Below are 13511 nucleotides of genomic sequence, written 5' to 3'. Positions count from 1 at the left end.
ATTTGATGATTTTGGAACAGCCATTATACGGGATTAGAGTTGCGTTCCTGTGATTTTTTTATTATTCGTTCAGTGATAAATCCATGATGAAGCCAATTATAATGGGAATGACCGAACCTCCTGCTTCAAAAAGTATCCCTTCTGAAGGATTCTCCTTATAACAATTCCAACTTAAAATTGAGATGTCAAATAGGTTTCCTGTTGTATATAAAATCACCATTGAACATAACGCTGCCAGTAAAGGGAACCAAAATGTTTTCTTTTTCATGATAACACCTGCTTCTTTTATATTTTGAGATTAAGCCTGAATTTATATACTATGGCAGCACAGATCACAAAGCCAGATCGTCCGGTGTCATTTCGAAAAAGCTTTTTCAATGTCCTGCACCGTAATGGAACGGGCAAAGTACAGAACAGCGGATTTTCTTCTTCCACCATCCTTGCTGAATAACCTTTCTCCATAAATATGTAGAACCCTTTTATTTAAGTTACTCATATATCGTTTTGCAATAAATTTTCCTCTATTGATTTAACTGCCAATATTTTAAAGGAGCGAAGCGTTATATCAAGAATACATTCATTAACAATACATAACCTGCAGCATGAACAAAAATCGGGGAGTGGTCATATTGGCATTCGTAAACCAGGAAGCGATCATTGAAGGTGCTGTTGAGCTGAGAGGGACGCTGACGATTCCGGAAGGAGACAGGGAGAAGTACCCGGCTGTTCTCATCATTCCAGGGACAGGTGCGTTGAATCGGGACGGGAATGCAAAGGGCTTGGAGCTGAACCTTTACCGGGAAGTTGCGGAGTGGCTGAGCGGCCAGGGGTTTGCAACCCTCCGCTATGATAAGCGGGGAGTGGGCGGGAGCGGCGGCAAGCAATATGAAACAAGCATGATGGATCTTGTAGATGATGCCGAGGCATGCCTGGAATTTTTGCGCAGTTATCCGCTTGTGGACGAAGAAAATGTCCTTGTGCTTGGCCATAGCGAAGGGGCCATTCTTGCTCCTGCACTAAACGCACGGAACCCGGTGTCCGGATTGATCCTGTTGAGCGGGGCTGGCATGCGGCTTGATGAAGCGATCAAAATGCAGCAGGAAATCGGCTTGAAGGAGCTGGACGAAATCGGAGGGTTCAAGGGATTTTTGATTTCAAAATTGAAGGTGACTGAAAAAGCGAGGAAAAAGAACGAGAAATTTTTCAAGAAGATTCTTGATGGTGAAAAAGATGTGATGAGGGTCGGAACCTCAAAAGTGAGTGCCAGATGGTTCCGTGAGCATTTCACTTATCCTATAAATGATGCCTATGAAAAAATTGAATGCCCGGTGCTTGCTATCACCGGAAAACGGGATTTCCAGGCTGATTACCGGAACCTCGATAAACTGTCTGGATATATAACGGCACCGCTTGAAATTCATGCCATTGAAGATATGAACCACGGCTTGAAGGAACAAAAGCAGGATCATTCACTCCTTCAGGCGAAAAAGCTGTACAAGTCTGACATCGGCAAGCCGCTTCATCCTGAGTTGAGAAGCGTGCTGGAAACCTGGCTGCGCAAGCACTTTCTCATCAGAGCCTCTGCTTGAGCAGCCCGGCGAGGTTTCCACCCTTTCACCGCGGGTAAAGTAAAGGTGAAAGGAGATGAGACTGATGGACATGAACAACCTTGAAGTCCGATCCTTCCATTTTGACGGCGATGGCAGCATTCCTAATAATAAAAATCTTGATTTGATTGTATACCGTGATGCTGTAGGAGATACCGGAGAAATGGGCCGGCTTTTCGAGAAGAATAATTGGAAAGGCACCTGGCTTGGCGGTGTCTCCAGTATTCATCACTACCACAGCACAACACATGAAGTGCTCGGTGTAGTGAGCGGCAAGGCGACATTGAAGATGGGCGGCGAACATGGCGAGGTGCTGAATGTCGAGCAGGGTGACGTGCTGATCATTCCTGCAGGTGTCGGCCATAAGCACGTTGAGTCGACCCATGACTTTAAAGTATGCGGGGCCTATCCTGATGGAATGGAGTATGACCTTCAGACTGGAAAGCCGGAAGAGCAGCCGGACGTGGCTGAGATTATCCAAAACGTTCCGCTGCCAAAACAGGACCCTCTGTATGGAGACAGGGGCCCGCTGTTTTCGTATTGGAACCAATAAAGGAACTTTACAACGCTGTCTGTTAGTGGCATACTATAAAAAATCGAACTGAAAAGCCATGACGAGAAAGAGTATGCTGGCGGATTTTTTTACAGAGAGCTTCGGGAGCTGAAAAGAAGCAAAAAAGAAACCGGCTGAATATGGTCTCCGAGCTGCACACCGAAATGATTGAGAGTAGGCTGTGCCGGGTTTGGCACCCGTTACTGATGCCACAGTATAAGAACCGTCTCAAGCCGGTTCCGTACTTGATGAGGCCGATGGCGCGAGTGGTCGGTGAAATAAGGTGGTACCGCGGGTATATCCCCGTCCTTAGACAGAAATGTCTTTGGGCGGGGATTTTTTTATTTACAAGGCTTTGTTAAAGCTCAATGTTGATTTTTTCACTAGTTGATTGGAGTGGAAGGTGCGAGACTCCTGCGGGACTAGTGGGACAGGTGAGACCCCGCAGGAGCGGAGCGACGAGGAGGCTCACCGCCCGCCCCGCGGAAAGCGAGTACCTGCAACGGAAATCAACACTAACGTTTAACAGAGCCCTTTACAAAAAGGAGGAAGTTGAAATGAACATTTTTATCGGAGGGGCATGGCCGTATGCGAATGGATCCCTGCATATCGGCCATGTTGCGAGTTTGCTGCCGGGGGATATTCTGGCTAGGTATTTCAGACTTAAAGGAGAAGAGGTGCTGTACGTTTCAGGGAGTGATTGCAACGGGACGCCGATTGCGGTCAGGGCAAATGAGGAAGGAGTTCCGATCACCGAAATTGCCGGAAGATATCATGAGGAATTTGTCAGCTGCTTCAATGCACTTGGTTTCACGTTCGATTTGTATACGAGGACGGACAGCGTATTTCACCATCAAGAAGTGCAGAACATATTTCATGCATTAAATGAAAAAGGCTTCCTATACAAAAAAGAAGTGGAGCAGACCTATTGTGAAACGTGCCGCCAGTTTCTGCCGGACAGATATGTGGAGGGGGGCTGTCCGCATTGCGGGAACCCGGCGCGTGGCGATCAGTGTGATTACTGTTCTTCACTCCTGGAACCGCAGGAGCTGGAAAATCGCAGCTGCAAGCTTTGCGGTTCAGCGCCTGCCGGCCGGACAACCGAGCATTTTTATTTTCGGCTTTCGGCATTTCAGCAGGAGCTCGAGGAGTACCTGGAGCAGGCGCGTAAAAGCGGCAGCTGGCGGGCGAACGCCATTCAAATGACGAATCGGTATTTGGTGGAGGGGCTCAGGGACAGAGCGGCAACCCGTGATCTGGAAAATGGTGTGCCGGTGCCTGTTGAGGGCTTCAGTGATAAAAAAATCTATGTATGGATTGAGGCGGTTTCCGGCTATTTAACGGCAAGCAAGCGCTGGTCTGAACAATCGGGCCGGGATTGGAAGCCTTTTTGGGAAGAGGGAAGCATCGCTTATTATGTACATGGCAAAGATAACATTCCGTTCCATACGATTATCTGGCCGGCTGTTTTATCCGGTGCGGGAGGTTTGCACCTGCCAGACCATATTGTTTCAAGTGAATACGTCACAATCGAAAACCAGAAGTTATCAACAAGCAGAAACTGGGCGGTTTGGGTTCCCGATTTGCTGAAGCGGTACCACCCCGATTCAATCCGCTATTTTTTGACCATAAATGGCCCCGAACGGAGAGATGCCGATTTTTCCTGGCGCGAATTCATCTACAGCCATAACAGTGAATTGCTTGGAGCCTACGGAAATTTGGTGAACAGGACCCTTAAATTCATAGAGAAATCATATGGAGGAGAAATACCCGGCGGCCGCCTTGATGAGGAGATCGAACGGTTAATCAAACGTTTGTTTAAGAGGAGCGGGGAGCAGATTGAAAGGGCGGATTTCAAGCAGGCACTGGAGGAAATCTTCGCATTTATCAGGAAAGGCAATAAGTATTTTGATGAACAAAAGCCGTGGATACAGGTGAGGGAAGATCCGGCCGGCTGTACCAATACGCTGTACACGAGCGTTGTCATTATCGCCAATCTCGCTGTGCTTTTGGATCCATTTTTGCCTTTATCAGCAGCGGAGGTCAGAAAGCAGCTTGGTCTTCGAGGGGTAACATGGTCAATGCAAACGATTGAGAACAAGACGGTTGATTCTGTGAAGCCGCTATTTGAACGAATTGATTTGAAGGTGATTGATGAGGAAACGGAAAAGCTGGGACGCTGACAGGTGGAAAATCCAGCCAGTGCTTTTGAGAGGGATATAGGAAATCAACAAATTCCCCCTGTGACTGAACACGCGTTGAAAAGGTAAAAGACGTGTAAAAATGGATGATTGTGGTATGAAAGAAATGTACCATCAATCAGAAAGGGGTATGAATTCATGAAAAAATTTCTTGCAGGCACACTTGCAGCAGCAATGATTGCAGGCGGCGGGACTTCAGCATTTGCACAGGATATGGATGACAAGAAAGCTGAAGGGACTGTCAATTATGGGCAAATGTCCAAACATGCTGAACAGATGCATCCCGATATGACACGGGAGGAAATTAAGGACATGTACCTCGAAATGCATGGAACGATGGGAGCAAAACCGAGCGCAGACTTTGAAATGGGCGATATGCACGGTGACATGAACGGTGACATGAACGGTGATATGGAAGGCGATATGGATAGCGGAATGTAAGTTTAGCAGAGTTAATGGGCCAGGCCTTTTTTAAAGGGTTTGGCCTTTTAAATTGCTCTGCCTCATATTGCAAAGAGTCCTGACGGCACACGGATAAGGGGGTCGCGCATACCCTTGACTTCAAAAAAATACCTATTGCAATTTCCGGATAGAATGAGTACAATTATACTTGTCAGTTCAATCATTTACATTCTTGCGGACGTGGCGGAATCGGCAGACGCGCTAGGTTCAGGGTCTAGTGGTAGAAATACCGTGGGGGTTCAAGTCCCTTCGTCCGCACCATTTTATTTTACGGGAAGTGGCTCAGCTTGGTAGAGCACTACGTTCGGGACGTAGGGGTCGCAGGTTCAAATCCTGTCTTCCCGACCACGCACACGCTACATACATATCTATAATTCCAACAGACAGTATAAACGTTGTTTATGCTGTTTTTTAATGTTCATTTTTACATGCAGCGGAAGTTTATTGAATGGATAATAGGAACAATTCCACGTTTGCCAGCATGTGAAAAGTGGAAAACCCGCCGAAGCCACTCCGGCAGTATGATAACTGCCGGAGTGAAGACATATTATAGGAAGGTTGCAGGCAGAGCTGCTGCCAGAACCAGGAAGCGTAAGATGAAGCCTCCGATTAATACACCGCTTTCAGCTGCCACTGTTCCGATGATGCCGCCTTTTCCTGCGGCTGCGGCCTGAAGGCCTGCTGGCGAATGGGTCATCTTGTTATGATTGGCCAACTCTAAAATTTCGATTGTAATTGGAAATAGTAAGCCGATCACCATCAAACCGATCCAGAATAACAGGCTGTATTCCCCTGAAAGAATCGCTGATACAGATTCACGGGCAACTTCACTTGTTGAACTGGTGATATAAAACATCGTAAAGAGAAGCACCACTTCTGTAACCAGGAGACCCAGGTGGATCTTTTTGACGGCCAGTACTGAATGGACAGCCTGACGGTCGAAAAAAGCTGCGATAAGCATTGTGACGGCCATACCTGTAGAAGTTGCAGATACAGCAAACAGAACAGGTAAAATGGCTGTGTTCCAGAGCGGTACATTGCCGACAACACCAATCAAAAAACCGGTGTAAACGGCTGTGCCGACTGCGAAAATGATGCCGGTCCATTCAAGGAAAGCGGGAACCTTCCGCTTGAAAAACTCGAGTGCTGCCACAGCGAGTGACGCCATCATGAAAACACTGATCAGATACGTGCCAATCGTCATGACGGAAGTCGGATTCGTCAACAGATAAATAAAACGGAGCGGGTGGTGCAAGCCGGCTTCCGCATCAAATATCAGAAGGATCAGCCCGACTCCGATTAATACAGGCGCAGCGTATCGGCCTGCAAGCCGAAGAACTTTTTTGTCAGGATATTTTCTTGCTGTAAAGGAAGCGGTCAAGTAAGCGCCGGCACTCAAACCGGCAAGAAATAAATACCATGCAATTATGACACCCCATGCCAATTCAATCACCTCACATAGAATATTTTTGCTTTACTGCTCAAGTCATTACGGAGCGGCTTGGCGTTTCTCTTAATAATCTCACGGTTCAATTCACTGTTTGGATCGTCAAGGTCTCCGAAAACGCGCGCATCACTGATACAAGTACTTACACAGGAAGGCTGTTTGCCCTGGGCAACTTCTTCTGCACAGAAACGGCATTTTTCAACGACATACGTTTCATGGTTTTGGGAGCGGGCATCATACGGACATGCGACCATACAGTATTTACATCCGATGCAGCGGTCTTCGTCAACAAGCACAATGCCGTCTTCTGTCGTGTAAGTCGCTTTTGTAGGACAAACCTCTTCACAGGGAGCATTTTCACAATGCTGGCATTGAACTGGAATGATTTCATGTTTCACATTCGGGAATATGCCGTTTTCCTTTTCATGAAATGTAATGAACGATTGCTCGATCGGAAGTTCATTCTGCATCTGGCAGCTGACCCGGCAAGCATAGCAGCCAACACATTTTGTAGTATCAATTAACATTCCATAACGTGCCATCAGTCTTTCACCTTCCTTACTTTCACAATGACCTCGTGGATCATGCTTGTCCCGCCGCGCGGTTCGATGTCAAACGGTACATGCTCCATATACGAAAAGCCGATTCCTTTAGCGGTATTGAGGAATTTGGATGTTATTCCGTAATGGCCTGGCACAAACAGGCTTTCCGGATGGATCCGTTCGGTCACTTTCACACGCACGCGGCTGGTTGCCTCCGAAGACTTCACTTCAACCATATCCCCATCCTTAATGCCGAGCTCTTTCGCCCGTTTCGGGTTCATCCAAACCCGTTCCAGATCATAATCTTTCGTGATTTGCATCAAAATCGGAATATTGGCCGTTTGTGTGTGGCTGTGGTTCGCCTGTTTTCCGGTAATCAATCTGAATGTGGACGGATCAGGCTTCACTTTCGGCTCCACCCATGTGACAATCGGCTCAAAACCAGCTTCTTCATACGCTTTGCTGTAAAATTCAACCTTACCTGACGGCGTCTTCAACTTTGGAAGCTCCCCGTACTTCACTTTCTCAGCAGGGAACATGATTGTTCCTTTTTCTTTCAGTTCCTTATATGAAATGCCGGTCGGTGCCAGTATGGCTTCATTCAATTCATCAAGGGTGAAGTTGAAGTATTGCTCCAGCCCCATCGCTTTTGCGATGCCTTCGTAAATCTCATGGACAGGCTTTGTCTCAGGGTGTACCTTTTCAACGATTTCCTGACGCAGTGCGATGCCAGGTGTTTTGCCGGACAGGGCTTCAATGACCTCGGTCCGCTCGATGTATGTTACATCCGGAAGGACATAATCAGCGAGCAGGGCTGTTTCCGACATCTGTACATCGATTGCGACTACGAGATCCAGTTTTTCCAGTGCTTCTTTCATATACTTTGGATTGCCGTATCCGACTGCTGCATTGGAATGATGGAATAAGGCAGCTTTCGCTTTTCCTTCCATTGCTTTCTTGGCGACAACGGTTGCAACACCATGCCCCGGATAAGCAAGCGGATATTCCTCATCGCCCATGCGTTTCGCTTTCGGTTCAGGCGGGGAAGGGTGCTTCGCCGAGTCAAGCTTTCCAAGGTGGGGCTTGGTGGTGAAGATGCTTCCGCCTTCCTGCTGATAATTGCCGAGCAGTGCGTTGAACTGGGCAACGGCTCTTCCGGTTTCGGTGCTGTTGAAATAATTGCAGCCGAAAGCTCCGCGCCACGATTGTTCAATCAGCGCTTGTGGACGGACGGCCGCCATTTCACGTGCCATTCTGGCAATCGTATCAGCGGGGATGCCTGTAATTTTTTCCGCCCACTCCGGTGTATATTGGCGGGCGTTGTCAGCGAACTTGTTGAAACCTTCGGCATGTTTTTCAATAAACGCTTTGTCATAAAGGTTTTCCGTAATCAATACGTTGGCCATCGCAAGCACAAAGGCAAGATCGGTTCCCGGCCGGATTGCGAGCCATTCGTCTGCAAAGGTGGAAGTATTGTTAAGACGCGGGTCTACAATAATCACTTTTGCTCCTTTATCTTTGGCGGCAGCAAGAGACTGGATAGAACTAGGGCGGATGCCATCTCCATAACTTCGGCCGATAAACATGATGAACTTGGCATTGCTTATATCAGCACTCGTTTTGGAAACGCCGACAGTATGCAAGTAACCGGCATCCCGGGCATTTGAGCATACAACATGGTGCGTGTAATAGTTTGGTGAACCCATTGCGTTAATCAGCCGCGGTGAATAATATTTTCCTGTAGCCCGCGGGTCTTCTGTCAAAGCCACTGTTTCAGGGCCGTACTGGCTGATGATTTCCTTCAATTTCGAACCGATTTCATCGAAAGCAGTTTCCCAGCTGATCGGTTTAAAAGAACCATCCTTCGACCGCTTCATCGGTTCTGTTAAGCGGTCCGGTGAATAAACGACAGTTGCATAGCCATGGCCGCGTGCACAAAGTTTCCCTTTCGAATTTGGATGATCGGGATGGCCTGTGAGCTTCCATAACCGGCCGTTTTTCGTATAGCCAATAATTCCGCATTTGCTTGAACACCCATTGCACGTACTCGGAATCGCTTTCACATTTTCGGACTCTGCTGCAGAAGCCATCTGGCTGGACCATTCCTTGAATCCAACCGTTCCGGCAGTTGCAGTTACTGCGGTTGCTGCAGCTGAAGATTTTAAAAATGTCCTTCTTGAGAACTTGGAACGCAGCATTTTGGTAATACCTCCTTTTATAAGAACGACACGACTTAGACACACTTTTGTGAAATATTGAACATATCGGTGTTAAAATTTACCGTCTGCACCTTGAACAGATTGTTACAGTTCATTCAGTATGCAGCCGGTGTTTTTGCCTGTGTGTTGGTAACCTCATCTGTAAGATTAAGCACAAATGAGCGAATAATATTGCCAACTTTGAAATAAAACGTGGAATCCAGCTTAGACAGCTGTTGAACCCATTCATTAAGCCAGTCAAAATGATCCTTTAAAAATTCAGGCAGAAAATCATCCTCTCCTGTCTCAGTCCCGAATGCGGCCAATTCCAGTAAGATGCATAAATGATCTGGAGTGTTATGGTAAGCAGCAGGAAGCTGCAGCTCGAACTGATCAAGAAGGTAACGGATATGAAGAGCCGAGTCTCCAAATAAATACCCTTTACTTCTCGCAAATGGAAGATTCGCATGCGGATCACTTGTCCACGGCTTATACAGCGATTCCACAAGCGGGGCATATGGTTTTACCCTTCCTGAAAAACATCTGTGATAAGCTTCTTCGAGATCATCGAAGGATTCCGGTTTACAAGAAGATAGTGAATTCTCATCATACCCGGTTTCAGACATAAGTTCCGCAAGTTCCTGTTCCAAATCTTCCAAACTGGCAAACAGGCGAGGGGTTGGCGGTTTCACAAATTCAGACAAAAGCAAAAAAATCTCTTTTACCGTTGCCGCCCTGGCTTTCTCCATCTTTTTACCCTCCTTTCTAATGCAGGGATAGTAGTTAATTGGAATATTATTACTACGTTAGTATAAAGCATGCATATGGGTTTTTCATATGGAAGAAACGTAACCGTTACGTGACGAATCGGTGAAATAGTTATGTGTTTTTAAATTTATCCTACATATCCCGGCTGAGAGGTGATAAAATGAAATGATTCAATATTCCGAAATTTAACCTATTTACCCGGTGGCAATAGGAGTTATTGTTTGACAGGGGGGAGAGTTTCCCTGCTAGTATGGTGTTTAATCTTTCTGAAAAAAGTACTATTTAATGCGATGGAGGGAAAAAGATGCGAAATCTCTGGGCGGTTTACAGAGAAACCTCTTTAATGTTAAAAATAACAGCTGCTTTGGTTCTGGGGGTGATCGCCGGCTTGCTGTTCGGCTCATCCGTTGAAGTCATTCAGCCTCTTGGCGATTTATTGATGAGGCTTCTTAAGTTTTTGATAATACCGCTTGTTTTGTTCACATTGATGGCCGGTGTCAACCAGACAAATCCTGGACAGCTTGGCAAAATGGGAGGCAAAGTTCTTCTATATTATATATTGACTTCTGCGTTTGCTTTGACAATTGGAATCTTCGTTGCTTCTTTCTTTAATCCGGGTACAGGGCTGTCCATTCCCCGCGCAGCGGAAGTTGAAGTGCCGGAAGCTCCATCATTCACAGAGCTCCTGCTCGGCATCGTTCCGGTCAACATTTTTGAAGCGCTGCTGAACCTTGACTTGCTCGCCATTATTTTCACCGCTCTTGTTTTCGGTTTTGCCGTCGCTGCCATGCGGCATGGAGCGGAGGGTGAAGAGCGGAGAATGGGGGATGTGCTTTATAAATCAATAGAAGCAGGGGAGAAAGCATCCATTAAAATTATGGAATGGGTTCTTTTATACCTTCCGATCGGCATATTTGCCATAATTGCTGCAACTGTCGGCAGCCAGGGGACCGAGTCCCTAATGACACTCGGTAAGCTTATTATGGTCGTTTACGCAGGCCTTCTTGTTCAGCTGGTGATATACGGCCTGCTGCTTGCATTCTTTAAAGTATCTCCACTTGCCTTTTTCAAGCAGGCCAGAACGGCGATGCTGACAGCCTTTGCCACCCAGAGCAGTCTCGGCACTTTGCCGGTCACGATCAATGCGGCGAGAAACATCGGGCTTAAGGAAGGGCTCTACGGATTCAGCCTGCCGCTCGGCGCCACCATCAATATGGACGGTGCTGCTATCCGCATTGGTGCTTCAGCGATATTTGCAGCTAATGTCGTCGGCATCGACTTATCGATGACCGCTTTAATTGGAATCGTACTCACCGGCACGCTCGCTTCAATCGGAACAGCCGGTGTCCCTGGTGCAGGGCTGATCACCATTTCAACCGTTTTGCTGCAGGCGGGCTTGCCTCTTGAAGTGGTGGCGCTGATCGGATCGGTTGATGCCATCCTGGGAATGGGCGCAACAGCCACAAATGTTACCGGTGACCTTGTCGGTACGACGATCATCCACCAGACAGACAATGAGCGCGATCCGGTCGCTTCCTGAAAAGAACTGCTTTTTCGTCTCTTTTGAATGGCGTGCAGAAGAAACAGGGATGGAGCCGGCCTGTTGTATAGAAAAGGGTGCATAAATTCGTTCGTATTGACGAATTGTAAGAATCTTTATATAATATAGGTGTACCATCAATTGAATAAGCATTTTCCTATAAAGGGGAGTAGCTTTTACAATAAAGTCGTCATTACAGAGGGAACCTTATACTCTCGGCTTTATTGGCAATTTCTATTGTTAGCAAGACCTTTACCTGTGTTCAGCGGGTAAAGGTCTTTTTTGTTTTCCTTGTTGATGTGCCTGATCTTACAAAAAATAAGGAGTTGGGAAAAATGGCAATGGGAAAAACATTAGAACAGCTTATAGAAGAAAATAAGCAGGAATTACTGAAGGATGAAAAGGCGATCGAACGTATCGAAAAGCGAATAGAAGAAAAATATGAAATGGGGAGTAAACACAATCAGCATTAGAAATACTGACATCTATCAAAACGCGGTAAACCACAATTGAGCATTTCCCCCTTGTGCTTTTTTGAAAATTGATAAGAAAGAGAGGATGGATCGCGTTGTTCTTTACAATGAAAGACATGCCTCAATTTGTTATAAAGGAAATCGAGAAATTAGAAGAGACTTTACAGCCAATAAAAAAGAAAGCGGCCAGGTATTCCTTTTGGTCGTTTCCTTTGATTGCATTTTCCGTTTTCAACTTGTTTGTTCTTTTATTCGCAGAGCCGGAGTTCCGAATTTCCAGCATTGTATTGTATGCGCTAATAGGAGCCGCAGGAATGGCGATTTCAAAAGAGGGTAGATATCAGCAAAAAGAGATGATCAAACAGAGTACAGATTATATGGTGGAACGAATCAATAAAAGTGATGCCGTGCCGCATTCAATCAAAGAAAAGTATACAGACCTTGTTCAAAGCCGGCCCTTTAAGTCGGTCGGTTATTTTGTGGAATTCCTGGAAGAAGAAAATAGATCGGAGAGAGTATCTTATTATTGACTTGAGGTTTACGGCCGGGCGAAAAGGGTTGATCCTTTTTGTTTTGTTTCCCGGTAAGGAAGAGAGCTGCTTTTGCGGCTCTTTTTTCTGCAGGAAAGAATTAGTGATAAAGATCGGAGCGGATCCTCCCCCCTGGTTTTTTGTTGATAGATTCTTAATTAAAATGGTAATATGAGAATATCGGGAATTGCGAAAACGGTTGCGCATATTTAATGATTTGGAAAGGATGGGCTTTATGACAAGAGAACTAAAAGCCTTTATTTTCGATTTGGATGGAGTCATCACCGATACCGCCGAGTACCATTACCTTGCCTGGAAGCAGCTTGCCGGAGAACTTGGAGTCGAATTCGACCGTGAATTCAACGAGCAGCTGAAAGGTGTAAGCCGTATGGACTCCCTTGAATTGATTCTAAAAAAAGGCGGCCTGGAAAATCAGTATTCTATAGAAGAAAAAGAACATCTGGCAACAAAAAAGAATGAACACTATAAAGAACTTATTAAACAAATCACACCCGCGGATCTGCTGCCGGGCATTCTTGGATTACTGAAGGAAATTAGAGATAACAAAATAGCCGTTGCAATGGCATCAGCAAGCAAAAACGCTTTTACAGTTGTAGAACGTCTGGAGGTTGGAGAATATTTTGATTACATTGTTGATGCTGCTAAAGTGGAAAAAGGAAAGCCTGATCCGGAGATTTTTCTTAATGCTGCTGAGTACCTTAACATTCCTGCAGAGAACTGTATCGGAGTGGAAGATGCAGAAGCGGGAGTCCAGGCAATTAAAGGGGCGGGGATGTTTGCGGTAGGTGTCGGTTCAAAAGAAGCGATGTCCAGGGCGGACATGTTTGTTAACCATACGTCTGAACTTATCCTGGATTTGATCCAAAGTGAATTTGAACAGGGTTAACAGTGCAGAACCTTTCGGGGTTCTTTTTCTGTTTGTGGTCGTTTTAAGATAATGAAAGAAAAACGTAAAGAAAAAACAAGGTTGACCTTTTCTATATGTTAGTGATATGATGTTATTCGTTGTCCCGGAAACGGTGCGGCGTAAATTTAGAAGCTTGCAAATGCTTATTGACACCAGCCTGACAACATGATACAATAAGTTTTGTTGTTGACGAGAAAAAATGTTGACAACCACAATGCAAGATGATAGAATTTAAATCCTGTCATAGAGATGACAGGGCACA

At 46.0% G+C, this 13511-nt stretch carries 14 protein-coding genes, 2 tRNA genes and 1 other annotated feature; of the genes, 11 read left to right on the top strand and 5 right to left on the bottom strand.

The features are described 5' to 3' along the window. Positions 1–61 precede the first annotated feature (61 nt). Complete coding sequence (locus tag A4U59_RS19155) at positions 62–268, bottom strand: hypothetical protein (protein ID WP_066175196.1); 207 nt, start codon at positions 266–268, stop codon at positions 62–64. A 51-nt stretch (positions 269–319) separates the two neighbouring features. Here A4U59_RS19155 and A4U59_RS22440 point away from each other — a divergent pair, with 51 nt between their 5' ends. The 7 genes from A4U59_RS22440 to A4U59_RS19125 all read left to right on the top strand — a co-directional run bounded on the left by A4U59_RS22440 (position 320) and on the right by A4U59_RS19125 (position 5171). Further along, positions 320–451 (top strand): hypothetical protein, encoded by a 132-nt coding sequence (locus tag A4U59_RS22440; RefSeq protein ID WP_281183852.1) that lies wholly within the window; start codon positions 320–322, stop codon positions 449–451. A gap of 178 nt (positions 452–629) precedes the next feature. Beyond that, complete coding sequence (locus tag A4U59_RS19150) at positions 630–1589, top strand: alpha/beta hydrolase (RefSeq protein ID WP_066175194.1); 960 nt, start codon at positions 630–632, stop codon at positions 1587–1589. Between the two features lie 64 nt (positions 1590–1653). After that, on the top strand, positions 1654–2160 hold the full coding sequence (locus tag A4U59_RS19145; RefSeq protein ID WP_066175192.1) for a cupin domain-containing protein: 507 nt from the start codon (positions 1654–1656) through the stop codon (positions 2158–2160). A gap of 49 nt (positions 2161–2209) precedes the next feature. After that, positions 2210–2474: a binding site (T-box leader), on the top strand. A gap of 54 nt (positions 2475–2528) precedes the next feature. Continuing rightward, the gene (metG, locus tag A4U59_RS19140) at positions 2529–4343 is read left to right on the top strand and encodes a methionine--tRNA ligase (RefSeq protein WP_083270950.1); all 1815 of its coding nucleotides are present in this window, start codon (positions 2529–2531) and stop codon (positions 4341–4343) included. Between the two features lie 156 nt (positions 4344–4499). Further along, on the top strand, positions 4500–4802 hold the full coding sequence (locus tag A4U59_RS19135; protein WP_066175188.1) for a hypothetical protein: 303 nt from the start codon (positions 4500–4502) through the stop codon (positions 4800–4802). Positions 4803–4997: 195 nt separating this feature from the next. Next, a tRNA-Leu gene (locus A4U59_RS19130) sits at positions 4998–5084 on the top strand. 10 nt (positions 5085–5094) lie between these two features. Then, a tRNA-Pro gene (locus tag A4U59_RS19125) sits at positions 5095–5171 on the top strand. 199 nt (positions 5172–5370) lie between these two features. Here A4U59_RS19125 and nrfD read toward each other — a convergent pair. From nrfD to A4U59_RS19105, 4 genes are all read right to left on the bottom strand, one after another. Further along, a complete protein-coding gene (gene nrfD, locus A4U59_RS19120) occupies positions 5371–6276 on the bottom strand; it encodes an NrfD/PsrC family molybdoenzyme membrane anchor subunit (RefSeq protein ID WP_169824010.1) in 906 nt (301 codons plus the stop codon). Then, positions 6273–6812 carry a 4Fe-4S dicluster domain-containing protein gene (locus A4U59_RS19115; protein WP_066175183.1) on the bottom strand — a complete coding sequence of 180 codons (540 nt, stop codon included), beginning with the start codon at positions 6810–6812 and terminating at the stop codon, positions 6273–6275. Before A4U59_RS19115 ends, nrfD begins: the two co-directional genes overlap by 4 nt. Continuing rightward, positions 6812–9010, bottom strand: a complete 2199-nt coding sequence (locus A4U59_RS19110; protein ID WP_066175181.1) for a molybdopterin-containing oxidoreductase family protein — start codon at positions 9008–9010, stop codon at positions 6812–6814. Before A4U59_RS19110 ends, A4U59_RS19115 begins: the two co-directional genes overlap by 1 nt. 116 nt (positions 9011–9126) lie before the next feature. Further along, positions 9127–9759 (bottom strand): TorD/DmsD family molecular chaperone, encoded by a 633-nt coding sequence (locus A4U59_RS19105; protein ID WP_066175178.1) that lies wholly within the window; start codon positions 9757–9759, stop codon positions 9127–9129. 323 nt (positions 9760–10082) lie between these two features. Here A4U59_RS19105 and A4U59_RS19100 point away from each other — a divergent pair, with 323 nt between their 5' ends. The 4 genes from A4U59_RS19100 to pgmB all read left to right on the top strand — a co-directional run bounded on the left by A4U59_RS19100 (position 10083) and on the right by pgmB (position 13228). Continuing rightward, positions 10083–11318, top strand: coding sequence for a dicarboxylate/amino acid:cation symporter (locus A4U59_RS19100; protein WP_066175175.1), 1236 nt, complete (start codon positions 10083–10085; stop codon positions 11316–11318). A 335-nt stretch (positions 11319–11653) separates the two neighbouring features. Next, the gene (locus A4U59_RS21010; protein ID WP_083270948.1) at positions 11654–11791 is read left to right on the top strand and encodes an FbpB family small basic protein; all 138 of its coding nucleotides are present in this window, start codon (positions 11654–11656) and stop codon (positions 11789–11791) included. A gap of 116 nt (positions 11792–11907) precedes the next feature. Then, the gene (locus A4U59_RS19095; RefSeq protein WP_169824009.1) at positions 11908–12321 is read left to right on the top strand and encodes a DUF5392 family protein; all 414 of its coding nucleotides are present in this window, start codon (positions 11908–11910) and stop codon (positions 12319–12321) included. Between the two features lie 235 nt (positions 12322–12556). After that, positions 12557–13228 carry a beta-phosphoglucomutase gene (pgmB, locus tag A4U59_RS19090; protein WP_066175173.1) on the top strand — a complete coding sequence of 224 codons (672 nt, stop codon included), beginning with the start codon at positions 12557–12559 and terminating at the stop codon, positions 13226–13228. Positions 13229–13511 lie beyond the last annotated feature (283 nt).

Source organism: Bacillus marinisedimentorum (assembly GCF_001644195.2).
GTDB lineage: Bacteria > Bacillota > Bacilli > Bacillales > Bacillaceae_O > Bacillus_BL > Bacillus_BL marinisedimentorum.
Note: the sequence above shows the minus strand (reverse complement) of the source record. Positions and strands in the feature narration are given on the sequence as shown.

What these genes read in the sequence shown, in the direction of transcription:
- A4U59_RS19155 (WP_066175196.1), bottom strand. Translation starts at nt 268, where the DNA reads ATGAAAAAGAAAACATTTTGGTTCCCTTTACTGGCAGCGTTATGTTCA.
- A4U59_RS22440 (WP_281183852.1), top strand. Translation starts at nt 320, where the DNA reads ATGGCAGCACAGATCACAAAGCCAGATCGTCCGGTGTCATTTCGAAAA.
- A4U59_RS19145 (WP_066175192.1), top strand. Translation starts at nt 1,654, where the DNA reads ATGGACATGAACAACCTTGAAGTCCGATCCTTCCATTTTGACGGCGAT.
- metG (WP_083270950.1), top strand. Translation starts at nt 2,529, where the DNA reads ATGTTGATTTTTTCACTAGTTGATTGGAGTGGAAGGTGCGAGACTCCT.
- A4U59_RS19135 (WP_066175188.1), top strand. Translation starts at nt 4,500, where the DNA reads ATGAAAAAATTTCTTGCAGGCACACTTGCAGCAGCAATGATTGCAGGC.
- A4U59_RS19115 (WP_066175183.1), bottom strand. Translation starts at nt 6,812, where the DNA reads ATGGCACGTTATGGAATGTTAATTGATACTACAAAATGTGTTGGCTGC.
- A4U59_RS19110 (WP_066175181.1), bottom strand. Translation starts at nt 9,010, where the DNA reads ATGCTGCGTTCCAAGTTCTCAAGAAGGACATTTTTAAAATCTTCAGCT.
- A4U59_RS19105 (WP_066175178.1), bottom strand. Translation starts at nt 9,759, where the DNA reads ATGGAGAAAGCCAGGGCGGCAACGGTAAAAGAGATTTTTTTGCTTTTG.
- A4U59_RS19100 (WP_066175175.1), top strand. Translation starts at nt 10,083, where the DNA reads ATGCGAAATCTCTGGGCGGTTTACAGAGAAACCTCTTTAATGTTAAAA.
- A4U59_RS21010 (WP_083270948.1), top strand. Translation starts at nt 11,654, where the DNA reads ATGGCAATGGGAAAAACATTAGAACAGCTTATAGAAGAAAATAAGCAG.
- A4U59_RS19095 (WP_169824009.1), top strand. Translation starts at nt 11,908, where the DNA reads ATGCCTCAATTTGTTATAAAGGAAATCGAGAAATTAGAAGAGACTTTA.
- pgmB (WP_066175173.1), top strand. Translation starts at nt 12,557, where the DNA reads ATGACAAGAGAACTAAAAGCCTTTATTTTCGATTTGGATGGAGTCATC.